Here is a 24,538-nt window from a genome sequence, read left to right on the forward strand (position 1 = left end):
GGGCGCCCGCAGGCGCCCGATCCACGCGCGCAAGTCAGCGCCTGTCGTAGGCGTACGGCGTCCATTCCGCGCTGACGCTCGGCGGCGACGGCCAGTTGCCATGCGGCGGCGGCGACACCGTTGTCCATTCGAGCGACATCGACTGCCATGGATTATCGCCGGCCGGAGGGCCCTTCATGGCACCGACGATCCAGTTCACCAGGGCGATGGCAAAGCCGACACCAACAATGGCTGCACCAAGGGTCATCAGCTGATGCGCATGCTCGAACTGCGAAAAGTGCGAATAGTCATAGTAGCGACGTGGCATTCCCTTGACGCCGATGTCCATCATCGTCCAGAAGACGATGTTGGTACCGACAAAGGTGATCCAGAAACCCAGTTTGCCCCAGAACTCGTTGTACATGCGGCCGGTGATCTTGGGAAACCAGTAATAGACGCCGGCGAAGATCGAGAAGGTTCCGGCAACCGCCATGACGTAGTGGAAGTGTCCGACCACGTAGTAGGTTTCGGACAGGTGCAGCGTCAGCGAGGGCAGCGCCAGAGGGATCCCGGTCAGGCCGCCGATCAGGAAGAGGAACAGCACGCCCAGCGCGTAGAGCATCGGCGTCTCGAAGGTGATCGACCCCTTGTACAGCGTTCCCACCAGGCCGATCAGCATCAGGCCGACAGGCACCGAGATCATCAGCGTGGTGACCATCTGGCCGATGCGGATCCAGTCGATCATGCCGGACACGTACAGGTGGTGGACCCATACGACGCCTGACAGCAGGATGATGCCGCCGATGCCGCCATAGACCACCGCGTGGTAGTTGAACACCCGGTTCTTGGCGAAGGTGGCGACGATCTCGAACAGGACGCCAAAGAAGGGCAGGAAGATGACGTAGACAGCCGGGTGCGAATAGAACCAGAAGAGGTTCTGGTAAGTGAGGACGTCGCCACCGCGCGTCGGGTCGAAGAAGGCTGTTCCAAGATATTTGTCCATGCTGATCAGCGTCACCGCCGTCCCCAGAACGGGAACGAAGATGAGCTGCAGAACGAAGGCACCGAGGGTGCACCAGACGAAGATGTTGAGCTTGTTCCAGGTCAGCCCCGGTGCGCGCATGTAGGCGATGGTGGTCAGGAAGTTGACGCCACCGATGATCGACGCGAAGCCGAGAATCAGCACCGTGAAGGAATAGAGCGCGGTGTTGCCGGCGGTGATCGTCGAGTAGGGCGGATAGCCGGTCCACATGACGTCCGGCGGATCCGGGATGAAGAAGGTTAGCAGTGCGAGAATGATGCCGACGTAGAACAACCACACCGACAGGGCATTGACGCGGGGAAACGCGACATCCTTGGCCCCGATCATCAGCGGAATGCAATAGTTGGCGAAGAATCCGGTCAACGCCGGAATCTGGAAGCCAAGGATCATCACCGCACCGTGCGCGTAGAGCCAGACGTTGTAGCTCGACGGATTGCTGGTGATCGTCGGCCCCAGTGTCGACAACTCGATCCGCATCAACATCGCCATGATGCCGGCAACGATGAAAGCAGCCATGGAGCCGATCAGATAAAGCACGCCCACGCGCTTGTGGTCGGTGGTGAAGATCCATTCCTTCAGGTTCATGTCCAACTTCCTCCCGTCACTCAACTACTCTTCTTGGCAGCAGCCCCGCCCGCTTCATACCATTGCTTGAACTCTTCCGGCGTCTTCACGATCACTCGACCAGCCATGTACGAGTGCATGACACCACAGTATTCGGCGCAGGTCACGATGTGTTCCTTGCCGGCCTCTCGCGGCAGGAACCAGAGAAAGGTCGTGCGGCCCGGCATCGAGTCCTCCTTCACCCGGAAGTCCGGTATGAAATGGCTGTGCAGCGTGTCGCGACTCGTCATGCGCAGCAGGATCGGCTTGCCGGCGGGAACGATCAGCTCGTTCTGCGTCTGCACGCCGTTCGGATAAGTGTAGTCCCAGCTGTACATCCCCGACTCGAGGTGGATCTCGAGACGATCCGCCGGCACGTCGCGGTACTTGTTCCACAGCACCCAGCCGTTGGCAGCGAGGAAGAGGTCGTCGGCAAGGAAGACGAAGGCCGGGATGACCACCCAGCCGACCGCCGCCGCGGGCGAGAGCTTCGGCGCGCTGCCCACCTGTGGTCCGCTTGGAACCCGTCGATAGCGCCAGATGAAATAGGCCGTCATCAGCGCAAAGAGGATGCCGATGACCGTGATGTCGATCAGCACCTCTTTCCAGAGGTAATCCCACCCGGGGGCCGGGTCGGTGATCCGGGCTTCGCCCTTCTGCAGATACTGAACGAGCGGCATCTTCCCCGACGCCGCCGCCTGCGCGCTGCCCTGCCCATCGCCACTTGCCGCCATGGCAACGCTGCTGACTGCGACCATGGCCAGCGCGGCCCAGTGCTTGACTAACCTATTCATGCAACCTCCCCATCCTCCTGCGATATCCCCATGCTCCCAGGCCCATCAGCGCGAGACCCAGGATCAGGGACCCCACACCCGCAAGCAGCGAGTAATTCAGTTGGTACCTGCCTTCTTCATAGTTGTAGCTGAAACACGCTCCAGTGACGATATCGAAGACGGCCGTCGAATTGGCGATGCGTTCCCAGTCGGCTTCGGTCAGCGCCATCTCGATGGTCGTGGCGTCCATCCGCGTCCCGTAAATGTAGCGCGCGACCCGGCCCTCGGGTGTGACGAAGACCAGCACGTTCGGATGCAGGAAGGCCTTCGCTGCATCCGACCAGAAGAAACGGAAACCGACGCTGGCGACGAAGGCTTCAACGTCGTCGCCAGCGAGGACTGCGTGCCGCCAGCCAGCATGCCACTGCTCCGGGATTCCTCCCGTCTGGCGCAGGAATTCGGCCGCCGTGCGGCTCGAATCGCGCTTGTCGAAGGAAACGGTCAGGACGCGGTAATCAGTCCCCAGACTGAACCGGTCGACCTTCGCCAGCACCTTCGCCAGTTCCCTGTTCATCGTCGGACAGGTCCCGTCGCAACCGTAGTAGGACAGCAACAGGATCAGCGGCTTGCCGAACACTTGCCGCAACAGGAAGCTCTGCCCCTCGCTGTCGGTGAACGCGACCGCACCGTCCAGCCGCGCGCCGAGGAACTGCGGTTCGTCGATGCGCATGATGGAGGTGTCCGGCGAACTGTTGCGGCTTGGCTCGCCCACTGCGTACGCCAATGCCGACACCATTACCAGAAGTAGACCTGCGAAACGACGAAGAACCAAATGATGTCCACGAAATGCCAGTAGAGGCTGGCCGGTCGCCAGAACGCCGCTGGGATGGTGCCTTTCAGGGCAGGAAACAGCCCGGCGGTGAAAATCGCCAGGCCGACGATGACGTGCGATGCGTGCAGTCCGGTGATCGAGTAGAAGGTCGTCCCGAAGCTGTTGGTGGAAATGGTGAAACCTTCAGCGATCAGGTGGCCCCACTCGTAGATCGACATGCCAAGGAAGGTGAAGCCGAGCAGCATGGTCAGCAACAACCACTTGAGAACCGTTCCGCGGTCACCACGATGCATCGCTTCCTCTTCCGCCATGTGGATGGTGACAGAGGACGTAACGAGGATCACCGTCATCACCAGCGGGTAGACGATCGGCAGCGTCGGCGTGCCCGCCGGTGGCCATGAAGGGGCGGAAAGACGCATGAACCAGTAGTACGCGAAGAACGACAAGAAGATCATCGCCTCGGCGAGGATGAACCAGCCCATCGCCCCATACGACAGACCCTCACCCTTGCCGATCGCCTCGTTGGTCCAGCCGGCGACACCGCCCAGAATCATCGGCAAACCGAGGCCGAAAGCGATCAGGGCCGCGAAGGGCATGTGATAGACGAACTGGAAGCAGAACGCCAGGCTCCAGGCGAGGACGCCGATACTGATGATCGCCGGCCAGATGCTGTATTCCCAGTGGGCGTGTGCATGGCCGGGATGGTGGTGGGCAGCGTCGTGCTGGGACATCGCGAATCCTCCCTTCGTGGTCCTGGTTGAGACGGCGGGCGCTCCTCGAGCCCGGTTGCCAGCCGGGCAACGACTGTTCATAATACCCGGACTGTGACAATTTGTCGCAGAATTATGACAGAATGCACGGCGTCGCGCAAAGTCTGGTTTTTGCCCCGTGGGGAGGAAGGAAGGAACATGTTCAAGACTGCGTCCATGCTCGGAGTGGCGTTTCTTGGGGTAACCGGCGCCGCGCTCGCCGCAGGGAACGCTGATCTCGGCCAGGCCAAGGCGGAAGTCTGCGCCGCCTGCCACGGCGCTGATGGCAACAGCATCGCGCTGCCGCCGCCGGCCGACCCTTGGCCCAAGCTGGCTGGTCAGTTGCCCGAGTATGTCATCAAACAGGTGCACGACTTCAAATCCGGACGGCGCAAGAACGAGCAGATGTCACCACAGGCGCAGGCGGTCGCCGAAGCGGACCTGGCCGACATCGCCGCCTACTTTGCCAAGCAGACGATGAAGGCGAACGAGGTCAGCGACAAGGAACTCTTGGCCAAGGGAGAGCAGATCTTCTTCAAGGGCAAGGGCCGCCCGCAAGTGGTGCCGGCGTGCATCGGCTGCCACGGCAGATCGGGTGAGGGAAACCGGGACTGGGGCAAGCTGATGAGCAGGGCTCCGACCGTGTTGGCACCGGCAATCGGCGGCCAGCATGCGAACTATCTCGAGACGCAGCTCAAGGCGTACAGGGACGGCAGCCGGACTAATGACCAAGCCCGGGTAATGCGCGACATTGCGGCGCGCCTGAGCGATGCCGATATCGCCGCAGTTGCCGAGTATGCCGCGACACGCGGCAAGTAGTCGTGCGGGAAGCCGTGCGGCAGCGGGCTCAACTGCCGCCAAGGGGGGAAGCCGGCGACAACTGACGCCGGCTCGCCGCGCCCCTAGCGAACACCCGCGACCATGGGCTCCAGGGTGCTGCGCATCTTCTGCATCGCCTTGACTTCGATCTGCCGGATGCGTTCGGCGGAGACCCCGAACTCGGCGGCAAGCTCGTGCAGCGTCGCCGTATGCTCATCGTTCAGCCAGCGCGCCTCGACGATTCGCCGGCTGCGCGGGTCGAGTCCGGCGAGCGCTGTCTGCAGGCCATCCTGCTGCAGGTGGTCGCGCGCCCGCGCCTCGAGCACTCGCAAGGGCTCGCTCGACGGGTCTGCGAGATAGTCGATCGGCGCAAACGTGCCGTCCTCGCTGCTCTCGCCCTCGAGCGCCAGATCGTGCCCCGCCATGCGCGAGTCCATTTCCACCACTTCCTCGGGCTTGACGCTGAGGCGATGAGCGATGTCGGCCACATGCGGCTGGCTGAGTGAATCGCTGCTGCCCTTGAGGCTGCGCAGGTTGAAGAACAGCTTGCGCTGTGCCTTGGTCGTCGCGACCTTGACCATGCGCCAGTTGCGCAGAATGTACTCGTGGATCTCGGCCTTGATCCAGTGAATGGCGAAGGAGACCAAGCGCACGCCGTGCCCCGGATCGAAGCGCTTGACCGCCTTCATCAGACCGATATTGCCTTCCTGGATGAGGTCCGCATGCGGCAGTCCATAGCCCAAGTAGCCACGCGCCACGGCCACGACAAGCCGCAGGTGCGAGAGAACCAGTTGCCGGGCAGCCTCGAGGTCGTCTTCCTCACGGTAACGGGTGGCGAGGCAAACCTCTTCCTCGGCGCTCAACATCGGAAAGCGCCGCACCGCCTGGATATAGGAATCGATGCTGCCAGTTGCCGAAACGACCGGCAAGGTCAGGGCCTGGTTCATGTGAGTCATTCCTCCTGCAATCATGCGTTACCATCATTTTAGCACTCGGCGCTTGAGACTGCTAATCGCCGCGGGAGTTCGCGGGATCCGCATTTCCCCCGTGGCGGGGTCGTTCCGCTGCGCGCATGGCCGATCGTACGGGCACCCGTCGGTCAGACAAAAAAACTTGCTGCAAATGTAAGTAATTCTTCGGTTCCAGCGTCTAAGGGTTGTCAGCTAACCGGTTGCGATCTGGCCGGGTCTGACCCACCCCATCCACCGAAAGGAGAAACACATGTCAAATCAAAAGTCTGGTGTCGCCATCGCCGCTGCTGCCGCAGCCCTCTTTGCCGCTGGGACGCTGCTGGCACCGATCGCCCACGCCGCCGATGCGGCGACGGTGCGCTGTGCGGGCGTGAACTCGTGCAAGGGCTCCTCGGAGTGCAAGACCGCCAAGAGCGAGTGCAAGGGAACCAATTCCTGCAAGGGTCAGGGCTGGGTGACCAAAGGCAGCGCCAAGGAATGCACCGACGCCGGCGGCAAGGTCGTCAAGTAAGGCACGCAATTGGCGCCGGCGGCGATGAAGCGCCGGCGGCGCCCGCAGCTCAGCGAAGGGAGAGCTGATGCACGAACCTGTTTGCGGCTTCGGGATTGGCCTGCGCAGCGAGCACTATCGCGACTTCATCGCCACCCCGCAACGGGTGGACTGGCTCGAGGTGATCTCGGAGAACTATCTGGTCGCTGGCGGCAAGCCGATCCACCATCTCGACCGCATCCGTCGGGACTATCCGATGGTGATGCATGGCGAGTCGCTGTCGATCGGCAGCAGCGATCCCCTCGACCGCCCTTACCTGCAGCAGTTGCGCGACCTGACGCAGCGGATTCAGCCAGCCTGGGTATCCGACCATCTGTGCTGGACCGGCACCTCTTCACTCAACCTGCACGACCTGTTGCCGCTGCCTTACACCGAGGCCTGCCTGCGGCACCTCGTGCCGCGTGTGCAGCAGGTACAGGAGTTTCTCGGACGGCCGCTGGTCCTCGAGAATGTCTCCAGCTACGTCCGCTTCCGCGCGGACGAGATGAGCGAATGGGAGTTCATCGCCGAGTTGGTCAGGCGGACTGGTTGCGAGTTGCTGCTCGACGTGAACAACGTCTACGTCAGCAGCGTCAACCACGACTTCGTCGCGCAAAGCTTCATCGACGCCATGCCGGCAGCAGCGATCCGCCAGATCCACCTCGCCGGCCACGAAGACCACGGCGCGTACCTGATCGATACCCACGACCATGCGGTCTGCGATGCCGTGTGGGATCTCTATGCCTACACCATCGGCCGCCTGGGTCCGGTGGCGACGATGATCGAGCGTGACGACGACATCCCGCCACTCGAGTCCCTGCTGGCCGAACTGGACCGGGCGCGCCGTGTCAGCAGCACCGCCAGCGGCGATACGCGGTGCGCCGCATGAGAGCCACCAACTCGCTCGGCGAGCAGCAGCAGCGCTGCCAGCAGGCGATCCTCGACGGTGATCCGCTGCCGGGCCTCTTCGCGGACGAAGACTCCGGCGACGGTGGCTTCGGCATCTACCTGCAAGCCTACCGCGCACGCCTGAGCGCCGCCCTGCGGGACAACTACCCGGTCCTGCTGCGCGCGCTCGGGGATGACGCCTTTGCTGCGCTGGCGAACGCCTACATCGCCAGCAAGCCGTCGCGCTTCAGGTCGATTCGATGGTTCGGTGACGCCCTGTCCGACTTCCTCGCTTCCTCGGCCGAACATCTGACGCATCCCTCGCTGGTCGACCTGGCCCGCATGGACTGGGCAACGCGGGCGGCTTTCGACGCCGCCGACGGCGAACCCCTCACTGTCGGCGACCTCGCCGAACTGCGCGCTGCGGACTGGCCGCAGCATCGTTTCTCTCTCCTGCCGTCATTGCAGATGCTGCGGCTCGACTGGCAGATCGAGCCGATCTGGAAGGCGCTCGATGCCGACCCACTCGCGAGCAGCGAAGAACCGCCACATGGGCCACATCTGCTCCTCGTCTGGCGCCCGCAGCTGGAGTGCCACTGGCGATCGGCGGCTGGCCTCGAAGCCCACGTCCTCGAAGCCGTGGCCAAGGGTGCCACCTTTGCCGCCTGCTGCGAACTGATTGCTGAATCGGGTGACACCGAACCGGCGGTAACCGCCGTCGGCTTCCTGCAGAGGTGGATCGCCGACGGTCTGTTGGCCCGTGTGTGATTCCCCGGTGCCACGGCCCGACGTGAGCGGCGGTGAAAAGCGCTGCGCACGATGTGACGCTCCCTTCACCTGTGGCATGGTGGTGGCACAGGCAGCCTGCCGGTGTCTTGAGCTACCCCTCATGGCCGGCGCTCCGGCGCGCTGTTCGAAGTGCTATTGGCGGGCTTGCCTGGAACGGCGGGTCAGGGCTACCGCCCGGCCAGCCGCTCCGGCAACATCAGGATCGCCTCGCGGTTGCTCCACGAGAAGCAACGCTCTGCCGCTTCGCGCCAGGGCAGCCAGCAGTACGCCCGATGTTCGCCGGCTGCCAACCGCACGGCGTCGGTCGCCACCCTCTGCAGCGAGTATACGTGCTCGGTGTTGTAACGCACGCCGGGTGCGTAGCGGTGCCGCCACTCGGCGAAGATCTCGTAGCGGTTGCTCAACCGCCAGTCGCACAGCTCTGCGGCCACTGCCTCGATCCCCGTCTCCTCGTTGACTTCCCGCACGGCGGTCGCCAGAAGTTCCTCGCCGGCCTCCTGACTGCCGGTGACCGACTGCCAGTAACCGCGGTGCGCGGCACGCTCCAGCAGCAGTACCTGCAGGTCGGCCGTATGGATGACGACCAGCACCGATACCGGCCGCTTGAAGCGACTCATCCCGTCGCGGCGAAGACAGCCAGCGCGGTTGCCTGCGCATCGAAGAAGATCCACATCGGATATCCCAGGGCCCGCCACTCGGCGACGGCCACGGCAAGAACCTCCCCGAGCACGGCAAAGCCCTCGGGCTCGCGCACGAGGAATGGCCCGGCATGGTCGATGAAGAGCACGTAACCGGCCGCCTCCACCCAGGAAAGATCGGTCAGACAATCCTTGAGTGCGTCGAGGTTGTGTCCGTACCAGCCCGGAAAGTCGAGATCGTCGCCAAGCCTGGCGAGCACCTCGTCGAGGCGCGAACAGTCGGCAAGACTCACTTCGAAGCAGGCAAAGCCGGCTTCTGCGGCGGCGCGCCCGACCGCCTCACGGCAATGCGCAGGCAGCTGGAAGACGCCGGCGGCGTTCGCGTCTTCAAGGACAGCGAGCAACTCATCGAGGCTCATGGCTGTTCGCGTATCCTGCGGAAGCTGAGATAGTGGTCGGCAGTATAGTAGTACTCGCCGGAACGGGCAACGTCACCACCGCGGCCGCCGCCGGCAATGATGCGCCGGGCCCCCCGATCACGCCGGCCGGGCGTCGGCACCGTGTACTCGCGATAGTAGCCGCGCGGCTGCAGCGGCAGGCGCTTCTCGAAGTTGCCGAAAACGCTGCCATCCTTGTGCGGGTAGGGAAAGGGCCCGCCCTGACGGATCAGCAGCAGGGTGTGTCTGGCCTCGGGAGGCAGTTCGCCAAGCGCGATGCTGCCCATCTCGCGACTGTCGCGCGCCGCCACCGTGCCGGCAAGACAGCAGCCGGCGATCGCCAGTACGAGCAGCCGGACGACGGCCAGGATTCTCGCCATCGCCACGACCTAGGCCTTGCCGATCTCCACCTGCGTGTCGACCCTCTGGCGCAGACGAATGTGCAGTTCCCGCAGCTGTTTCTCATCGACACTGCTCGGTGCATCGGTGAGCAGGCATTGCGCCCTTTGCGTCTTCGGGAAGGCAATGACGTCGCGGATCGACTCGGCGCCGGCCATCATCGTGACGATGCGGTCGAGTCCGAACGCCAAGCCGCCGTGCGGTGGCGCGCCGTACTGCAGGGCCGCAAGCAGGAAGCCGAACTTGGACTGAGCCTCGTCGTCGGCAATGCCAAGCGCCTTGAACACCTGTTCCTGGACCTCGGCGCGGTGGATCCTGACCGAGCCACCACCGAGTTCCGAGCCGTTGAGCGCCAGATCGTAGGCCTTGGCGAGGCAACGCCCCGGGTCGCTGGCGAGCAGCCCGAGGTGCTCGTCCTTCGGGCTGGTGAACGGATGATGGCAGGCATTCCAGCGGCGCGCCTCGTCATCGTACTCGAACATCGGAAAGTCGACGATCCACACCGGCTCCCATGCGTTTCCGTTCACGAAACCCTTTTCGTGACCGATGCGGACGCGCAGCGCGCCAAGTGCATCGTCGACCACCTTGCGCCGGTCAGCGCCGAAGAAGATCAGATCACCGGAGGTGGCACCGGTGCGCTCGATGATGGCCTGCAGGGCGGCAGCGTGCAGGTTCTTGACGATCGGCGACTGCAAGCCGGTCTCGTTCAGCTGGCTGACGTCATTGACCTTGATATAGGCGAGACCACGCGCGCCGTAGATGCCGACGAACTGGGTATAGGCGTCGATCTCGCCACGCGTCAGGCTGGCGCCGCCGGGAACCCGCAGCGCAGCGATGCGGCCGCCCTCACTGTTGGCGACATTGGCGAAGACCTTGAACGGCACATCCCGAAGTACGTCCGAAACCTCGACCAGCTCGAGGGTCACCCGCAGGTCCGGCTTGTCGGAGCCGTAACGCAGCATCGCTTCGTGGTGACTGAGGCGAGGGAAGGGCCTGGGCAACTCCACCGCCATCACCTCGGCGAATACCGTGCGAATCAGTTCCTCCATCAGCCCGATGATCTCGCCCTCGTCCATGAACGAGGTCTCGATATCGACCTGGGTGAACTCCGGCTGCCGGTCGGCACGCAGGTCCTCATCGCGGAAGCACTTGGTGATCTGGTAATAGCGGTCGAAGCCGGCAACCATCAGCAATTGCTTGAAGAGCTGTGGCGATTGCGGCAAGGCGAAGAACTGGCCGGGATGGACCCGCGACGGAACCAAGTAGTCACGGGCGCCTTCAGGCGTGCTCCTGGTCAGCATCGGCGTCTCGATGTCGATGAAGCCGGCATCGTCGAGAAAGCGTCGGAAGGCGCGCGCCGTGCGGTAACGCAACTGCATGTTCGTCTGCATCTGCGGCCGCCGCAGATCGATCACGCGGTGCAGGAGGCGAGTGTTCTCCGACAGGTTCTCTTCGTCGAGCTGGAACGGTGGCGTCAGCGAGGGGTTGAGAACCTCCATCTCGTGGCAGAGGATCTCGATCTCGCCGCTCGCGATGTTGGCATTCACCGTGCCGGGCGGCCGGGCGCGGACGCGGCCCCGGACGCGCAGGCAGAATTCGTTGCGCACGGACTCGGCAGTGCGGAACATCTCCGCGCGGTCGGGATCGCAGACCACCTGGGCAATGCCTGCGCGATCACGCAGGTCAACGAAGATCACGCCGCCATGGTCGCGACGCCGGTGAGCCCAGCCGCAAAGGGTGACTTCCTGGTCGATGAGCCGTGCATCGACTTGCCCACAGTAATGTGTTCGCATGCTCTGATCCGTTTCAGCTGTTGCGGTTGATCGTCAGGCCGCTGGCAATGCCGGCGACGTCTGGCCGTGGTTGCGGAGCCACGACGCCCATCGAGATGACATACTTGAGCGCCGTGTCAACGCTCATATCGAGTTCGACGACCTCGCTTCGAGGCAACATGAGGAAAAAACCCGAAGTGGGATTCGGCGTCGTCGGTACGTAGACGCTGATGTACTCACCAGCCAGATGCCGCTCCATCTCGCCGCCGGGGCGGCCAGTGAGAAAGGCGATGGTCCATGCGCCGCGGCGCGGGTACTCGATCAGCAGCGCCTTGCGGAAGGCGTTGCCCGACGACGAAAAAAGGGTGTCCGAAACCTGCTTGACACTGTTGTAGATCGAATTGACGACCGGGATCCGCGCCAGCAAGCTTTCCCACCAGGCCACGAGCCGCTGGCCGATGAAATTGGCAGCGATGATACCGGTCAGCAGGATGATCAGCAAGGTCAGGATCGCCCCGCTGCCGGGAATGTCGAAGCCGAGAACGCTGCGTGGATGGACCACTGCCGGCAACAGGTGGAGCGACTGATCCATGGTGCCGATGATCATCGTGAGCACCCAGGCGGTGATCGCCAACGGCACCCAGATCAACAGACCGGTGATGAAATAGCGCTTGATCAGTTGCCGGCGCACGCGTTGGCTCCGTCGGTGCTGGTGGCCGTCGGCGCTGGCGCGGCAGTCTTGTCAGCAGCAGGCGCCCCGTCACCGGCAGCCGCTGTCGCTTCGCTGGCGGCGGATGTCTCCTTGCTCGACGGCTGCTTCTGGCCGCCCTTGAAGTCGGTGACGTACCAGCCGCTGCCCTTCAATTGAAAGCCGGCGGCGGTCAGCTGCTTGACATAGGTCGCCTGGCCACACGCCGGACAGTTCTCGAGGGCCGGGTCGCTGAGTTTTTGCAGGTGGTCGTTCGCAAAGCCACAGGAAGCACACCGATAGGCATAGATGGGCATGACTAACCTTCAGAAAGAACAGGGAAAAGCGTGATTATACGCGATCGCCGGGAGGATCGGCAGCACCCCGGCCGAGCCTACCCCCACCCGCCCGGGCTCTGCAAGCGGAACGAGCGGCACTGGTGGCCGGTGGCTGCACCGCGGACAAGCTGTCGCTGCCGCCTTGGCGGGAGCGCTGCCGATCTGGCGCCGCTGAAGGTCTTCCAGCGCCGGCAGCTGATGTTATTCTCTGCTTGCGGCAATCGCCTGCCATCTCGCGGCAGGACGGGTCGGAGGAGCCCGACGACGCCGCTCGTAGGCCGGCGCCACGGTTGGCGCGCCGCAAGCCGCCAGTCGGCCGGCCGCAGCAGAGCGACCCGCCACACGTTCCGGGTCGGCCCCACCGGCGGCGCGGCACGGTCGGCCGAGATCTCAGCCAGAGGAGGGTAGAGGAATGAGCCACAATGACAGCGGGCAAGCCGAGCACCCGGCGAGCCACTTCCCCGTCATCCGCAGCGTCGATGCCGCGGCGATCCCTCGCTGGCTCGGGGCCGGTTGGCGTGACTGCCGCAGGGCGGGGGGCGCGAGCGTTTTCTACGGGGTCTGTTTCGCCGCCGCGGGCTGGTTGATGTACTTCGTGTTCGCCGAAGCCTACGCGCTCTTTGCCGGGCTGACGACCGGCTTTCTGTTGGTCGGTCCTTTCCTCGCGATCGGATTGTACGACCTCAGTCGCCGCATCGAACGTGGTGAATCGCCCCGACTGGTACCGACACTGGCTGCCTGGCGGCCCAATCTCCCCAACGTCGGCCTGTTCGCAGCCCTGTTGACGATCGTCCTGCTGATCTGGGCACGCGCGTCGATGGTCGTTTTCGCGCTTTTCTTCACCGGCGGTCTGCCAACCTTTGCCGACGTCGTGCGCAGCGTCCTGACCTTCGAGCAACCCGAGTTCTCACTCGTCTATTTCGCGGTCGGCGGCTTCTTCGCTGCCTTCGTTTTCGCCATTGGAGCGATTTCGCTGCCGCTGATGTTCGATCGCAAGACGGATGCGGTGACCGCGGCCATCGCCAGCCTTGTCGTCTGTGGCCGCAACCCGGGGCCGATGCTGCTGTGGGCCGGCAGCATCGTGCTCTTGGTCGGGATCGGTTTTGCGACGCTGTTCACCGGCCTGGTCATCGCCACGCCGCTGGTTGGCCATGCCACTTGGCATGCCTACCGCGAACTGGTCGCCGAACATGAGGACGAGGCTCTGGCAACGCCATGAGGCGGTCGTCCGGTCATCGCGGCAAAAACCGCGTGCCTGTCATGCCGCACTGCTGGCTGCGGGCGAGCAATGGCGGCTGGCAGCGAGCCTTGGCTGGCACGGGGATCACGAAGGGCAGGCTTTCAGTGCAGGTGGCAGGCGCCGGGCCCGTCCGGGTGTCCGCAACTGCCGCAGGGCGCCGGCAGATCGCTGCGTCTGGTCGGAACAGCGCTGGCGGAATTGAAGGCCGACAGCTTCTTGCGCAGGTCGGTACTGCTACATTGCGGGCAGTGCGGCGGCGGCGACGACTGGCGCACGAGCTTCTCGAACTCCTGCCCGCAGGCAACGCACTCGTATTCGAAGATGGGCATGGTGTCGATCCTCCCAAAGGTGCCGAGGGTCTCGGCGGTCCGCGAAGTTGCGGGTAGCCAAGGCAAGCGGCACATGCTACCAGCTTTCGCCCTGCGTGCGGATGAGGCGCGGCGCCGGCGGTCGAACGATTTCGCGGAGTATGTGCCGGGGCGCGGACAGCTGGTCGGCACCTGCTGCCAAAGGTTCCAAGGAGAGTGAATTTCGGCGTCGAACTCGCCCGTCAGCATGTCCCCGCTCCTGCTTGTCAGGGCCGTCCCGGCGGCACGGATTCGCATTGTTTCAATGGCTCTGCAGGTTGCCAGCCGTCAGCGGCAGGTCATGAGCGCGACCGCCGACCGCAAGCCGCGACGTGCTTGACAGGCGCGCGCCGGGTGACGGAAACTGCCGGGCGCGCGGTGTGCCCGCCTACGCGCTTGGGCACGCCGTCGTACCGCCCTTCGTGCACCGGAGACGACAAGAATGAAGATCAAGACGCTTCTCTGGAGCGGTTTCGCGGCGGTCTCCATCATGATGGCCGCTCTCGTCGTGACTGCGACGGTGCAGATGAACCTGATCGACAGGCACGTCGACAACATCGTCCGCGCCGCCCGTAACGAGTCGTTGGCGCGCGACATCGCAGCGCAGGTCAACAGCATGCGCCGCTACCAGCTCAATGCGCTGGTGGTGACCGCCGACGAGCGCGACCAGGAGTTGGAACGCGTGACGACGGCGGGCAGGGAGGCTTCCCGTCTCGCCGAAGATCTCGAGAAGACGCAACGCAACCCGGAAACGAGGCAGCTCGCGGGCCGCATGCGCGAACTCAGCGACCGCTACGCGCAAGGCAACGAACGGGTGAAGTCGCTGGCCAGGGAGGGCCAGATCGATGCCGTGCGTTCCCTGGTCCAAGGCGAGGCACGCTCGCTGCAGCGCGAACTGGCAGGCGAGAGCGAGAGGTTCATCCAGGTTCAGCAGGACCGCAAGATTCAGGCCGAAAAGGCTGCAGCCGAGGCGCAGTCGCTGGCGGAGCGACTGATGCTGGCGCTGCTCGCCGTGGCACTGCTGCTGGCCATCGGCGTCGCTTTCCTGGTCACTCGCCGGATAACCGGCCAGCTCGGAGGCGAACCGGAGTGGGCACGACAGTTGGTCGAGCGCATTGCCGGCGGCGACGTGAGCCAGGACCTCACGCTGTTGACGGGCGACACGCAGAGCGTGATGGCCCATCAGCAGCGGATGCAGGTACGGCTGCGGGCGATGCTGAAAGACGTTTCCACGACGGCCGCCAGCACGCAGCAGGCGGTGCAGTCGCTGGTCGCTTCGGCACAGCAGGTTGCACAAGCTTCGCACTCGAGTAGCGACTCCGCGGCGTCGATGGCAGCGGTGGTCGAGGAAATGTCGGTCAGTATCAGCGAGGTGACCGACAACGCCCGCGCCGCACTCAAAACGGCGAGCACCGCTTCCGGTCTTGCGGATGCCGGCAGGGACGTGATCGAACAGGCGACGGACGAAATCAACCGCATCGCCGATACCGTTCGCCAGACCTCGAAGGCGATGCACGCCCTCGACGAGAGCTCGGCGAAGATCTCGACGGTCGTACAGGTAATCAAGGAAGTAGCTGATCAGACCAATCTTCTGGCATTGAACGCGGCCATCGAGGCCGCACGCGCTGGCGAGTCGGGCCGCGGTTTTGCGGTGGTCGCCGACGAAGTGCGCAAACTAGCCGAGCGCACGGGCAGGGCAACCAGCGAAATCAACGCGATGGTGATGCAGATCCAGGAGGAGACACGCAATTCCCTGTTTTCGATGGCGACCGCCGTCCAGCAGGTCGACCAGGGGGTCGCACTGGCCGGCACCGCTGGCGAGGCCATCCGCAACATCCGCGCCAGTGTCGAACAGCTCGTGGCCGCGGTCAGCGAAATCGGCAACGCGATCGCCGAACAATCCGTCGCAAGCCAGGAGATCGCCCGCCGGGTGGAGCAGGTGGCACAGTCCGCCGAGGAGGACAGCTCCGCCGCCGAGCAGACTGCCGCCGCAGCGAAGCAACTCCAAGGGTTGGCAAACGGTCTGGGCAACTCGGTGGCCCAGTTCCGGATCTGAACCAGGAGTTGCGTCAGGGGCAACCGCCAATCCGAGCGGCGAGATCCGTTCTCACGCCGCGAACAGCGGCTGGCCCCAGAGCGCCCAGACGGCGACGGCGGCCCAGGCCGCCAACGTCGCCGCCAGGTTGAAACCGGCGTTGTTCTGGCGAAACAGCCGCCAGTTCCAGTAGCCGACCGGTTCGCCGGTGGCCGGCCAGGCGGGCAGGAAGCGGCGTACGGTCGTGCAGTAATGCTCGTAGGCGGTGCCGAAGATCGGCCGCAGATGCGCCTCCTCACGCTGCACGCGCGCGTCCATGTAGAGCCAGTAGATGATCGTGTAGGCGAGCAGGATCCAGACGCTCGCCAAGAGCATCAGGAAGCCGAGAAGGATAAAGAAGCGACCCAGGTACATCGGGTTGCGTACCATCGTGTACGGACCACGGGCGGTGAGCGTCGAGTTCTTGTCGAGCGAGGCGAAACACCAGAGCTGGATGAACTCGCCACACATCGAGACGACGAAGCCCGGCAGCAACCAGTCGCTGCGCACGAACTGGGCGACGACGATCATGCCAAGAATGACGATTGGCGCCCGCAGGCGTACCAGAAGGCGGCGCAAACCGGGATGGTGGAAGAGTCCGTTCGAGGTTTCCTTCATTCCTAGCCTTTCATGAGCTCGGTTCGCGGCGACTGGCGCGCCGCCTCTTGCTCAAGCCAAAATAGCCGCGCGGCAACCATAATTTGCGCCAACGGTTGCTGCGTTCGAAACGGGCGCGCCGTTCGCGATCCATCGCCTGTGGTTGCCATGCGGCCCACTTCTTGTAGACACCGGCCATGTCCAGTTCTTCGAGCAATCGCCGCAGGCGGGACGGCATCCATGTCGTCGACACACTCGCCTGAAAGTCGATGATGCCCGGAGCTCCGTCCGGCAGCATCAGCAGATTGCCGGCACCCCGCGTGTCGAGATGGACGACGCCACGCGAATGGACAGCCTCGAGCAACGCTTCGAGGTGCTCGAGATAGCCTGGAGTGATCAGCGCGCGGTCGATCTTCGCCAGGCTACGGCCGGGGACGAAGCGTGCTGCAATGGCATGGGCATCGATCCTGAAGGCATCGGCCGGCGTTCCCGAGATCCCCCGGAGGCGCTGCAGGGCCCGCAGCTCCCGCCGCAGCAACAGACGACCGAGGGTATTCCGCACCCACCAGGAGCGACTGGCAAAATCCTTGACTGTCCACTCCTCACCGGCAATCGCGACCATGACTGTCCACTCCTCACCGGCAATCGCGACCCGTTCTACGCGCGCGTTGGCCCAGCGGCCATCGCGCAGCAGCGTGCGTTCGGCCCGGATCAGATCGGCACGCTCGAAGGCGCGAGCGTTGGCGGCTACAATGCGGTTCATGGGTTGTGGCAGTGCCCGCAAGGGGGCATCGCCTCGTCAATCCAGCGAATGGAAAATCGGGGAAGCCGCCTCCGACATCGCCAGCGGAGCAGCTCTGCAATGACGGAATCGCGAGATTATCCCGAATCCTGCTGGCCGCAGTCAAACTGCGGCCAGCCGCAGGACGATACCGCGACCCCCAAGTCGCGTTGCGTTCAGGCGTCTGACACTACAATGGCGCTCAACGCGACACGACTGACCGCGGCGAACGGATGCAGACAGCGGGGTAGTCGCGAGGGGGCACGGATGACAAGTTGCAGACAAGAGGAGCGATCGCCATGGTTTCGGTCAACGATCTCGGACAGCCGGTTGGCGGGCGGCTCGTCGGCTGGCGGGTCCCCGCGCATCCTCCTTGGCGCGAGCTTGCGGGCAATCGGGTCCGCCTCGAGCCACTTGCTGCCGAACGGCATGCGGCGAGCCTGCATGCCGCCAATCGCCTCGACAGCCGGGGTCAAAACTGGACCTACCTCGGTTATGGTCCGTTTGCTGAGGTGGACGACTACGCCGCATGGATCGACACCTACTGCCGCGGCCCGGACCCTCTGTTCTATGCCATCGTTGAACAGGATTCCGATCTCGCAACCGGCGTCGCGAGTTACCTGCGGATCACGCCGCCCAGCGGTACGATCGAGATCGGCCACATCAACTTCTCGCCGCGCCTGCAGCGCACGGCCGGTGCCACCGAGGCGATCTACTTGCTGCTCAGACAGGCGTTCGACCTGGGCTACCGCCGCTGCGAGTGGAAGTGCGATGCACTAAACTCCGCTTCGCGTGCCGCCGCGCTGCGATTGGGACTGTCGTTCGAGGGAATCCACCGCCAGGCCGCCGTGGTCAAGGGTCGTAACCGGGACACCGCCTGGTACGCAGCGATCGATCGCGAATGGCCCGCTCTGGCCGTAGCCTTCGAGCGTTGGCTCGACAGCAGCAATTTCGACAGCACAGGGCGACAGCGTCCCTCCCTTTCAGTACTCACGCGACAGGCGCGGCGCGTCGTGATGGCCGCGGACGACCCTCTCGGTGACCTTTCGGATCGATTGCTGCCGCCGTGAAGCCCGGCGAGCACAAAGCACGCGGCCAGCTGCACGACACACCGGCAGCCGGCTCGGTGGCGTGGGCGACGGACAAGCGCGCCGGCCGGTCAGCGATCAGGCCTCAGCTTTGCGTTGCCCGCGTCATTTCGCGCTTTCCTGGCGGGCCGGGCAGCCTCTCCACCGTCAGGCCGACCGAGCGCAGGTGTCTGCGAACCTCGCCTTTGGCGCAATAGGTGACCAGCACGGCGCCGGGACTCATGCAGCCCGCCAGTTTGGCAAAGACGTCGCGGGTCCACAGTTCGGGCTGTACTGCCGGCGAAAACGCGTCGTGATAGACCAGATCGAAGTGGCCTTCCGGTTCGAAATCGCTGAAACAGCAACCCAGTTTAAGCAAGTTGAAGTGTTCATCGATCCGCTGCGGCACTTCCCAGCCGCAGCGGTGAATGGTCTCGAAAACGGCGCGCGCGTCAACCTCGGGCAACCGCTCTGGGTAGTTGAGCCTTCCGACACACTGCTCGTCCAGCGGATAGGGCTCCAGTGCCGTATAGGCCACCTGCAGGAGCCCAGAGCGGCTGCGCGCCCAAGTCAGCAGGGCGTTGAGCCCGGTACCGAAACCGACTTCCAGCACCCGCAGCGCAGGCCGCGGCAGGTGCGCGGCGGCGCCGTAGCCGCTGCCGATGAAGACGTGCAGCGACTCCTGGAGCGCGCCATGCGAAGAGTGGTAGTGCTCGTCGAACGTCGGCAGGTAAAGCGAATGCGAACCGTCGTCCGTCGCCACCAGCTGCCGTTCGCCAAAGGGCGCCTCAGGCATCGCCTTCAGGTTGGGAGCAAAGCAAAAGCCCTCGCCACGTGTGTGGTGAGGGCTTTTGTTGTGGTTGGGGAGCCTGGCGGTGACCTACTTTCACACATGGGAGATGCACTATCATCGGCGTACCTTCGTTTCACGGTCCTGTTCGGGATGGGAAGGGGTGGGTCCAAAGGGCTATGGCCGCCAAGCGTAACGGGTATGTCCGCGGTGGGTTGCGGACGCAAGGGAGGAAGAAGGGGTTGTGATGTGTTGAGTTGCTGCGCAAGGTTATAGGATCAAGCCGCACGGGCGATTAGTACTGGTTAGCTGAACGCATTGCTGCGCTTCCACATCCAGCCTATCAACGTGGTGGTCTACCACGACCCTTGAGGGGGATCGAGTCCCCGGGGAAATCTCATCTTAAGGCGAGTTTCACGCTTAGATGCTTTCAGCGTTTATCTCTTCCGAACTTAGCTACCCGGCGATACGACTGGCGTCATAACCGGTACACCAGAGGTTCGTCCACTCCGGTCCTCTCGTACTAGGAGCAGCCCCCTTCAAATTTCCAGCGCCCACGGCAGATAGGGACCAAACTGTCTCACGACGTTTTAAACCCAGCTCACGTACCACTTTAAATGGCGAACAGCCATACCCTTGGGACCGACTACAGCCCCAGGATGTGATGAGCCGACATCGAGGTGCCAAACACCGCCGTCGATATGAACTCTTGGGCGGTATAAGCCTGTTATCCCCAGAGTACCTTTTATCCGTTGAGCGATGGCCCTTCCATACAGAACCACCGGATCACTATGACCTACTTTCGTACCTGCTCGACGTGTGGGTCTCGCAGTCAAGCACGCTTTTGCCATTGCACTATCAGCACGATTTCCGACCGTACCTAGCGTACCTTCGTACTCCTCCGTTACACTTTAGGAGGAGACCGCCCCAGTCAAACTGCCTACCATGCACGGTCCCAGACCCGGATTCACGGGCCGTGGTTAGAACCTCAAACAAACCAGGGTGGTATTTCAAGGTCGGCTCCACCAGGACTAGCGTCCCGGATTCACAGCCTCCCACCTATCCTACACAAGTCGGTTCAAAGTCCAATGCAAAGCTACAGTAAAGGTTCATGGGGTCTTTCCGTCTAACCGCGGGGAGATTGCATCTTCACAACCACTTCAACTTCGCTGAGTCTCAGGAGGAGACAGTGTGGCCATCGTTACGCCATTCGTGCAGGTCGGAACTTACCCGACAAGGAATTTCGCTACCTTAGGACCGTTATAGTTACGGCCGCCGTTTACCGGGGCTTCGATCAAGAGCTCTCACTCCATCACTTAACCTTCCGGCACCGGGCAGGCGTCACACCCTATACGTCCACTTTCGTGTTTGCAGAGTGCTGTGTTTTTATTAAACAGTCGCAGCCACCATTTCACTGCAACCCTTTCAGCCTTCACCCGCGAGGGGCTACAACCTATCAGGGCGCACCTTTTCCCGAAGTTACGGTGCTAATTTGCCGAGTTCCTTCTCCTGAGTTCTCTCAAGCGCCTTAGAATTCTCATCCTGCCCACCTGTGTCGGTTTGCGGTACGGTCTCCTTGTAACTGAAGCTTAGAGGCTTTTCTTGGAAGCATGGTATCAATCACTTCGCGGTCAGAGACCACTCGTTGTCACGCCTCGGCATTGACCCCCCGGATTTGCCTAAGGGACCTGCCTACACGCTTGAACCGGGACGTCCAACACCCGGCTGACCTAACCTTCTCCGTCCCCCCATCGCATTACAAAGAGGTACAGGAATATTAACCCGTTTCCCATCGACTACGCTTTTCAGCCTCGCCTTAGGGGCCGACTCACCCTGCGCCGATGAACGTTGCGCAGGAAACCTTGGGCTTTCGGCGAGGGAGCTTTTCACTCCCTTTATCGCTACTCATGTCAGCATTCGCACTTCTGATACCTCCAGCATCCCTCTCGAGACACCTTCAACGGCCTACAGAACGCTCTCCTACCATATCCTTGCGGATATCCGCGATTTCGGTGCATGGTTTGAGCCCCGTTACATCTTCCGCGCAGGACGACTCGACCAGTGAGCTATTACGCTTTCTTTAAAGGATGGCTGCTTCTAAGCCAACCTCCTGGCTGTCTATGCCTTCCCACCTCGTTTCCCACTTAACCATGTCTTCGGGACCTTAATCGGCGGTCTGGGTTGTTTCCCTCTCGACACCGGACGTTAGCACCCGATGTCTGTCTCCCAAGCTCGCACTCAACGGTATTCTGAGTTTGCAATGGTTTGGTAAATCGCGATGACCCCCTAGCCATAACAGTGCTTTACCCCCGTCGGTGATACTTGAGGCACTACCTAAATAGTTTTCGGAGAGAACCAGCTATTTCCAAGTTTGTTTAGCCTTTCACCCCTATCCACAGCTCATCCCCTAATTTTTCAACATTAGTGGGTTCGGACCTCCAGTGCGTGTTACCGCACCTTCATCCTGGCCATGGATAGATCACTTGGTTTCGGGTCTACGTCCAGCAACTAAGCGCCCTATTCGGACTCGGTTTCCCTACGCCTCCCCTATGCGGTTAAGCTCGCTACTGAACGTAAGTCGCTGACCCATTATACAAAAGGTACGCAGTCACCCCACGAAGGGGCTCCCACTGTTTGTATGCATGCGGTTTCAGGATCTATTTCACTCCCCTCCCGGGGTTCTTTTCGCCTTTCCCTCACGGTACTGGTTCACTATCGGTCGATTACGAGTATTTAGCCTTGGAGGATGGTCCCCCCATCTTCAGACAGGATTTCTCGTGCCCCGCCCTACTTGTCGCAAGCTCAGTACCACCATCATGTTTTCGCGTACGGGGCCATCACCCTCTACGGCGCCACTTTCCAGAAGCTTCCGCTAACACGATCGCTATCACTTGCCGGCTGTTCCCATTTCGCTCGCCACTACTCTGGGAATCTCGGTTGATTTCTTTTCCTCCGGCTACTTAGATGTTTCAGTTCGCCGGGTTCGCTTCCACACGCCTATGTGTTCAGCGCGGGATACTCCTCGCGGAGTGGGTTTCCCCATTCGGACATCTCTGGATCAAAGCTTCATTGCCAGCTCCCCAGAGCTTTTCGCAGGCTTGCACGTCCTTCATCGCCTGTAATCGCCAAGGCATCCACCACATGCACTTATTCGCTTGATCCTATAACCTTGCGCTCTCTTTCGAGATCACAACGCCACAGGCAACTCGGTGCCACCCCCGCACCTCTCGGCACAGGGGCTCGATGCAATCACAACCGTATCACCAGCAACCCAATGCCCCGGGATGCCGGCAATACAACCTTCTTCCATCTTGTTAAAGAACAAAGACCCCGTAAGGAGTCAGGACTGCAGGGTGAACCACCCCGCAGGCCTGACCACTCACGCGCTGCACCGCCTGGTGGAGGATGACGGGATCGAACCGACGACCCCCTGCTTGCAAAGCAGGTGCTCTCCCAGCTGAGCTAATCCCCCGCCGTGCCCAACAACGCAGCAGCCGATCATCGCACCCAGCTTCGTCGCGACGCTGGTGGGTCTGGTTGGAATCGAACCAACGACCCTCGCCTTATCAAGACGATGCTCTAACCGACTGAGCTACAGACCCGTCGCAGGTGCAGCCTCTGACAACCGATAGGTTGTGGGTTCTCAACCCAGCTCTTCTCTAGAAAGGAGGTGATCCAGCCGCAGGTTCCCCTACGGCTACCTTGTTACGACTTCACCCCAGTCACGAACCCTGCCGTGGTAATCGCCCCCCTTGCGGTTAGGCTAACTACTTCTGGCAGAACCCGCTCCCATGGTGTGACGGGCGGTGTGTACAAGACCCGGGAACGTATTCACCGCGACATGCTGATCCGCGATTACTAGCGATTCCGACTTCACGCAGTCGAGTTGCAGACTGCGATCCGGACTACGATCGGCTTTCTGAGATTGGCTCCCCCTCGCGGGTTGGCAACCCTCTGGACCGACCATTGTATGACGTGTGAAGCCCTACCCATAAGGGCCATGAGGACTTGACGTCATCCCCACCTTCCTCCGGTTTGTCACCGGCAGTCTCACTAAAGTGCCCAACTCAATGATGGCAATTAGTGACAAGGGTTGCGCTCGTTGCGGGACTTAACCCAACATCTCACGACACGAGCTGACGACAGCCATGCAGCACCTGTGTTCAGGTTCTCTTGCGAGCACTCCCAAATCTCTCCAGGATTCCTGACATGTCAAGGGTAGGTAAGGTTTTTCGCGTTGCATCGAATTAATCCACATCATCCACCGCTTGTGCGGGTCCCCGTCAATTCCTTTGAGTTTTAGCCTTGCGGCCGTACTCCCCAGGCGGTCAACTTCACGCGTTAGCTACGGCACTAAAAGGTTTAACCCTCCCAACACCTAGTTGACATCGTTTAGGGCGTGGACTACCAGGGTATCTAATCCTGTTTGCTCCCCACGCTTTCGTGCATGAGCGTCAGTAGTGACCCAGGGGGCTGCCTTCGCCATCGGTGTTCCTCCACATCTCTACGCATTTCACTGCTACACGTGGAATTCCACCCCCCTCTGCCACACTCCAGCTTGGCAGTCTCAAATGCAGTTCCCAGGTTGAGCCCGGGGATTTCACATCTGACTTACCAAACCGCCTGCGCACGCTTTACGCCCAGTAATTCCGATTAACGCTCGCACCCTACGTATTACCGCGGCTGCTGGCACGTAGTTAGCCGGTGCTTCTTAGTCGGGTACCGTCATCTACACAGGGTATTGACCCGTGCAATTTCTTCCCCACCGAAAGAGCTTTACAACCCGAAGGCCTTCTTCACTCACGCGGCATGGCTGGATCAGGCTTCCGCCCATTGTCCAAAATTCCCCACTGCTGCCTCCCGTAGGAGTCTGGGCCGTGTCTCAGTCCCAGTGTGGCGGATCATCCTCTCAGACCCGCTACGGATCGTCGCCTTGGTAGGCCTTTACCCCACCAACTAGCTAATCCGACATCGGCCGCTCCCAGAACGCAAGGTCTTGCGATCCCCTGCTTTCCTGCTCACAGAATATGCGGTATTAGCGTAACTTTCGCTACGTTATCCCCCATTCCAGGGCACGTTCCGATGCATTACTCACCCGTTCGCCACTCGTCGCCAGGTTGCCCCGCGCTACCGTTCGACTTGCATGTGTAAGGCATGCCGCCAGCGTTTAATCTGAGCCAGGATCAAACTCTTCAGTTCAAATCCCAAAACTCTCGCTCGACGCGCCACCAACCCCAGACCACATAACCCACATCAACACCAGGCTACATGCCCCAGAATCAGCAGCATACTGCTCGTGCGAGTCCTTCCATCTCTCAGCAGCACACGCATACCACCACGCATGCCACCACCAGATCAAGAACCCACACCTATCGGTTGTCTCGTTTTTAAAGAGC

The 24,538-nt window shown here is 62.2% G+C and carries 22 protein-coding genes, 2 tRNA genes and 3 rRNA genes; 7 read left to right on the top strand and 20 right to left on the bottom strand.

The genetic code is table 11. The features are described from left to right. Positions 1-34: 34 nt before the first annotated feature. The 4 genes from V5B60_RS04895 to V5B60_RS04910 form a co-directional block, all read right to left on the bottom strand. A complete protein-coding gene (locus V5B60_RS04895) occupies positions 35-1,606 on the bottom strand; it encodes a cytochrome c oxidase subunit I (RefSeq protein ID WP_332345905.1) in 1,572 nt (523 codons plus the stop codon). A 20-nt stretch (positions 1,607-1,626) separates the two neighbouring features. Continuing rightward, positions 1,627-2,418 carry a cytochrome c oxidase subunit II gene (locus V5B60_RS04900; protein WP_332345906.1) on the bottom strand — a complete coding sequence of 264 codons (792 nt, stop codon included), beginning with the start codon at positions 2,416-2,418 and terminating at the stop codon, positions 1,627-1,629. Next, entirely contained in the window at positions 2,411-3,127 is a 717-nt protein-coding gene (locus V5B60_RS04905; RefSeq protein ID WP_332345907.1) for an SCO family protein, read from the bottom strand. The genes V5B60_RS04900 and V5B60_RS04905 overlap by 8 nt, the downstream gene beginning before the upstream one ends. 65 nt (positions 3,128-3,192) lie before the next feature. After that, positions 3,193-3,960: a cytochrome c oxidase subunit 3 gene (locus V5B60_RS04910; protein ID WP_332345908.1), complete on the bottom strand. Its 768-nt coding sequence runs from the start codon at positions 3,958-3,960 to the stop codon at positions 3,193-3,195. 177 nt (positions 3,961-4,137) lie between these two features. On the opposite strand from V5B60_RS04910, the gene V5B60_RS04915 reads away from it, so the two are divergent. Beyond that, a complete protein-coding gene (locus V5B60_RS04915) occupies positions 4,138-4,797 on the top strand; it encodes a c-type cytochrome (protein WP_332345909.1) in 660 nt (219 codons plus the stop codon). Positions 4,798-4,880: 83 nt separating this feature from the next. Here V5B60_RS04915 and rpoH read toward each other — a convergent pair whose 3' ends face one another. Then, entirely contained in the window at positions 4,881-5,744 is an 864-nt protein-coding gene (rpoH, locus tag V5B60_RS04920) for an RNA polymerase sigma factor RpoH (protein ID WP_332345910.1), read from the bottom strand. Between the two features lie 274 nt (positions 5,745-6,018). On the opposite strand from rpoH, the gene bufA2 reads away from it, so the two are divergent. The 3 genes from bufA2 (at position 6,019) to V5B60_RS04935 (ending at position 7,953) form a co-directional block, all read left to right on the top strand. Then, the gene (gene bufA2 / locus V5B60_RS04925) at positions 6,019-6,279 is read left to right on the top strand and encodes a BufA2 family periplasmic bufferin-type metallophore (protein WP_034941564.1); all 261 of its coding nucleotides are present in this window, start codon (positions 6,019-6,021) and stop codon (positions 6,277-6,279) included. A 67-nt stretch (positions 6,280-6,346) separates the two neighbouring features. Further along, positions 6,347-7,186, top strand: a complete 840-nt coding sequence (bufB, locus tag V5B60_RS04930; protein ID WP_332345911.1) for an MNIO family bufferin maturase — start codon at positions 6,347-6,349, stop codon at positions 7,184-7,186. Next, positions 7,183-7,953, top strand: a complete 771-nt coding sequence (locus V5B60_RS04935; protein WP_332345912.1) for a DNA-binding domain-containing protein — start codon at positions 7,183-7,185, stop codon at positions 7,951-7,953. The genes bufB and V5B60_RS04935 overlap by 4 nt, the downstream gene beginning before the upstream one ends. 188 nt (positions 7,954-8,141) lie before the next feature. Here the strand turns inward: V5B60_RS04935 and nudB are convergent, their stop codons facing one another. From nudB to V5B60_RS04965, 6 genes are read right to left on the bottom strand one after another with little or no spacing between them, the layout of a single operon-like run. Continuing rightward, positions 8,142-8,591 carry a dihydroneopterin triphosphate diphosphatase gene (gene nudB, locus V5B60_RS04940; RefSeq protein WP_332345913.1) on the bottom strand — a complete coding sequence of 150 codons (450 nt, stop codon included), beginning with the start codon at positions 8,589-8,591 and terminating at the stop codon, positions 8,142-8,144. Further along, the gene (locus tag V5B60_RS04945) at positions 8,588-9,031 is read right to left on the bottom strand and encodes a barstar family protein (protein WP_332345914.1); all 444 of its coding nucleotides are present in this window, start codon (positions 9,029-9,031) and stop codon (positions 8,588-8,590) included. The genes nudB and V5B60_RS04945 overlap by 4 nt, the downstream gene beginning before the upstream one ends. Continuing rightward, entirely contained in the window at positions 9,028-9,429 is a 402-nt protein-coding gene (locus V5B60_RS04950) for a ribonuclease domain-containing protein (RefSeq protein WP_332345916.1), read from the bottom strand. The genes V5B60_RS04945 and V5B60_RS04950 overlap by 4 nt, the downstream gene beginning before the upstream one ends. A 9-nt stretch (positions 9,430-9,438) precedes the next feature. After that, complete coding sequence (gene aspS, locus V5B60_RS04955) at positions 9,439-11,241, bottom strand: aspartate--tRNA ligase (RefSeq protein WP_332345917.1); 1,803 nt, start codon at positions 11,239-11,241, stop codon at positions 9,439-9,441. A gap of 13 nt (positions 11,242-11,254) precedes the next feature. Further along, entirely contained in the window at positions 11,255-11,911 is a 657-nt protein-coding gene (locus tag V5B60_RS04960; RefSeq protein ID WP_332345918.1) for a DUF502 domain-containing protein, read from the bottom strand. Continuing rightward, positions 11,896-12,225, bottom strand: coding sequence for an FmdB family zinc ribbon protein (locus tag V5B60_RS04965; protein ID WP_332345919.1), 330 nt, complete (start codon positions 12,223-12,225; stop codon positions 11,896-11,898). Before V5B60_RS04965 ends, V5B60_RS04960 begins: the two co-directional genes overlap by 16 nt. Before the next feature lie 433 nt (positions 12,226-12,658). On the opposite strand from V5B60_RS04965, the gene V5B60_RS04970 reads away from it, so the two are divergent. Next, positions 12,659-13,465 carry a DUF2189 domain-containing protein gene (locus tag V5B60_RS04970; RefSeq protein ID WP_332345920.1) on the top strand — a complete coding sequence of 269 codons (807 nt, stop codon included), beginning with the start codon at positions 12,659-12,661 and terminating at the stop codon, positions 13,463-13,465. 122 nt (positions 13,466-13,587) lie between these two features. Here V5B60_RS04970 and V5B60_RS04975 read toward each other — a convergent pair whose 3' ends face one another. Further along, a complete protein-coding gene (locus V5B60_RS04975) occupies positions 13,588-14,043 on the bottom strand; it encodes an FmdB family zinc ribbon protein (RefSeq protein ID WP_332345921.1) in 456 nt (151 codons plus the stop codon). A 232-nt stretch (positions 14,044-14,275) separates the two neighbouring features. On the opposite strand from V5B60_RS04975, the gene V5B60_RS04980 reads away from it, so the two are divergent. Continuing rightward, positions 14,276-15,889 carry a methyl-accepting chemotaxis protein gene (locus V5B60_RS04980; protein WP_332345922.1) on the top strand — a complete coding sequence of 538 codons (1,614 nt, stop codon included), beginning with the start codon at positions 14,276-14,278 and terminating at the stop codon, positions 15,887-15,889. A 51-nt stretch (positions 15,890-15,940) separates the two neighbouring features. On the opposite strand, the gene V5B60_RS04985 is transcribed toward V5B60_RS04980, so the two are convergent. Beyond that, the gene (locus V5B60_RS04985) at positions 15,941-16,525 is read right to left on the bottom strand and encodes a methyltransferase family protein (protein ID WP_332345923.1); all 585 of its coding nucleotides are present in this window, start codon (positions 16,523-16,525) and stop codon (positions 15,941-15,943) included. A gap of 10 nt (positions 16,526-16,535) precedes the next feature. Next, the gene (locus V5B60_RS04990; protein WP_332345924.1) at positions 16,536-17,267 is read right to left on the bottom strand and encodes a hypothetical protein; all 732 of its coding nucleotides are present in this window, start codon (positions 17,265-17,267) and stop codon (positions 16,536-16,538) included. A gap of 317 nt (positions 17,268-17,584) precedes the next feature. Between V5B60_RS04990 and V5B60_RS04995 the strand changes: the two genes are divergently transcribed. Then, positions 17,585-18,355, top strand: a complete 771-nt coding sequence (locus V5B60_RS04995) for a GNAT family N-acetyltransferase (protein WP_332345925.1) — start codon at positions 17,585-17,587, stop codon at positions 18,353-18,355. Positions 18,356-18,458: 103 nt separating this feature from the next. Here the strand turns inward: V5B60_RS04995 and mnmD are convergent, their stop codons facing one another. The 6 genes from mnmD to V5B60_RS05025 all read right to left on the bottom strand — a co-directional run bounded on the left by mnmD (position 18,459) and on the right by V5B60_RS05025 (position 24,341). Next, positions 18,459-19,148, bottom strand: a complete 690-nt coding sequence (mnmD, locus tag V5B60_RS05000; protein ID WP_332345926.1) for a tRNA (5-methylaminomethyl-2-thiouridine)(34)-methyltransferase MnmD — start codon at positions 19,146-19,148, stop codon at positions 18,459-18,461. Between the two features lie 71 nt (positions 19,149-19,219). Further along, positions 19,220-19,333, bottom strand: a 5S ribosomal RNA gene (gene rrf, locus V5B60_RS05005). An 83-nt stretch (positions 19,334-19,416) separates the two neighbouring features. Then, positions 19,417-22,303: ribosomal RNA gene (locus V5B60_RS05010) — 23S ribosomal RNA — on the bottom strand. A 235-nt stretch (positions 22,304-22,538) separates the two neighbouring features. Further along, a tRNA-Ala gene (locus V5B60_RS05015) sits at positions 22,539-22,614 on the bottom strand. Positions 22,615-22,667: 53 nt separating this feature from the next. Further along, a tRNA-Ile gene (locus V5B60_RS05020) sits at positions 22,668-22,744 on the bottom strand. Positions 22,745-22,805: 61 nt separating this feature from the next. Continuing rightward, positions 22,806-24,341: ribosomal RNA gene (locus V5B60_RS05025) — 16S ribosomal RNA — on the bottom strand. The 16S, 23S and 5S rRNA genes sit together here with 2 tRNA genes alongside, the layout of an rRNA operon. Positions 24,342-24,538: the final 197 nt, after the last annotated feature.

The organism is Accumulibacter sp. (genome assembly GCF_036625195.1).
In the GTDB taxonomy this organism is placed as follows: domain Bacteria; phylum Pseudomonadota; class Gammaproteobacteria; order Burkholderiales; family Rhodocyclaceae; genus Accumulibacter.

Excerpts from the sequence above, each read along its gene's own strand:
- V5B60_RS04895 (WP_332345905.1), bottom strand. The coding sequence starts at position 1,606 with ATGAACCTGAAGGAATGGATCTTCACCACCGACCACAAGCGCGTGGGC.
- V5B60_RS04900 (WP_332345906.1), bottom strand. The coding sequence starts at position 2,418 with ATGAATAGGTTAGTCAAGCACTGGGCCGCGCTGGCCATGGTCGCAGTC.
- V5B60_RS04905 (WP_332345907.1), bottom strand. The coding sequence starts at position 3,127 with ATGCGCATCGACGAACCGCAGTTCCTCGGCGCGCGGCTGGACGGTGCG.
- V5B60_RS04910 (WP_332345908.1), bottom strand. The coding sequence starts at position 3,960 with ATGTCCCAGCACGACGCTGCCCACCACCATCCCGGCCATGCACACGCC.
- V5B60_RS04915 (WP_332345909.1), top strand. The coding sequence starts at position 4,138 with ATGTTCAAGACTGCGTCCATGCTCGGAGTGGCGTTTCTTGGGGTAACC.
- rpoH (WP_332345910.1), bottom strand. The coding sequence starts at position 5,744 with ATGAACCAGGCCCTGACCTTGCCGGTCGTTTCGGCAACTGGCAGCATC.
- bufA2 (WP_034941564.1), top strand. The coding sequence starts at position 6,019 with ATGTCAAATCAAAAGTCTGGTGTCGCCATCGCCGCTGCTGCCGCAGCC.
- bufB (WP_332345911.1), top strand. The coding sequence starts at position 6,347 with ATGCACGAACCTGTTTGCGGCTTCGGGATTGGCCTGCGCAGCGAGCAC.
- V5B60_RS04935 (WP_332345912.1), top strand. The coding sequence starts at position 7,183 with ATGAGAGCCACCAACTCGCTCGGCGAGCAGCAGCAGCGCTGCCAGCAG.
- nudB (WP_332345913.1), bottom strand. The coding sequence starts at position 8,591 with ATGAGTCGCTTCAAGCGGCCGGTATCGGTGCTGGTCGTCATCCATACG.
- V5B60_RS04945 (WP_332345914.1), bottom strand. The coding sequence starts at position 9,031 with ATGAGCCTCGATGAGTTGCTCGCTGTCCTTGAAGACGCGAACGCCGCC.
- V5B60_RS04950 (WP_332345916.1), bottom strand. The coding sequence starts at position 9,429 with ATGGCGAGAATCCTGGCCGTCGTCCGGCTGCTCGTACTGGCGATCGCC.
- aspS (WP_332345917.1), bottom strand. The coding sequence starts at position 11,241 with ATGCGAACACATTACTGTGGGCAAGTCGATGCACGGCTCATCGACCAG.
- V5B60_RS04965 (WP_332345919.1), bottom strand. The coding sequence starts at position 12,225 with ATGCCCATCTATGCCTATCGGTGTGCTTCCTGTGGCTTTGCGAACGAC.
- V5B60_RS04970 (WP_332345920.1), top strand. The coding sequence starts at position 12,659 with ATGAGCCACAATGACAGCGGGCAAGCCGAGCACCCGGCGAGCCACTTC.
- V5B60_RS04975 (WP_332345921.1), bottom strand. The coding sequence starts at position 14,043 with ATGCTGACGGGCGAGTTCGACGCCGAAATTCACTCTCCTTGGAACCTT.
- V5B60_RS04980 (WP_332345922.1), top strand. The coding sequence starts at position 14,276 with ATGAAGATCAAGACGCTTCTCTGGAGCGGTTTCGCGGCGGTCTCCATC.
- V5B60_RS04985 (WP_332345923.1), bottom strand. The coding sequence starts at position 16,525 with ATGAAGGAAACCTCGAACGGACTCTTCCACCATCCCGGTTTGCGCCGC.
- V5B60_RS04990 (WP_332345924.1), bottom strand. The coding sequence starts at position 17,267 with ATGAACCGCATTGTAGCCGCCAACGCTCGCGCCTTCGAGCGTGCCGAT.
- V5B60_RS04995 (WP_332345925.1), top strand. The coding sequence starts at position 17,585 with ATGGTTTCGGTCAACGATCTCGGACAGCCGGTTGGCGGGCGGCTCGTC.
- mnmD (WP_332345926.1), bottom strand. The coding sequence starts at position 19,148 with ATGCCTGAGGCGCCCTTTGGCGAACGGCAGCTGGTGGCGACGGACGAC.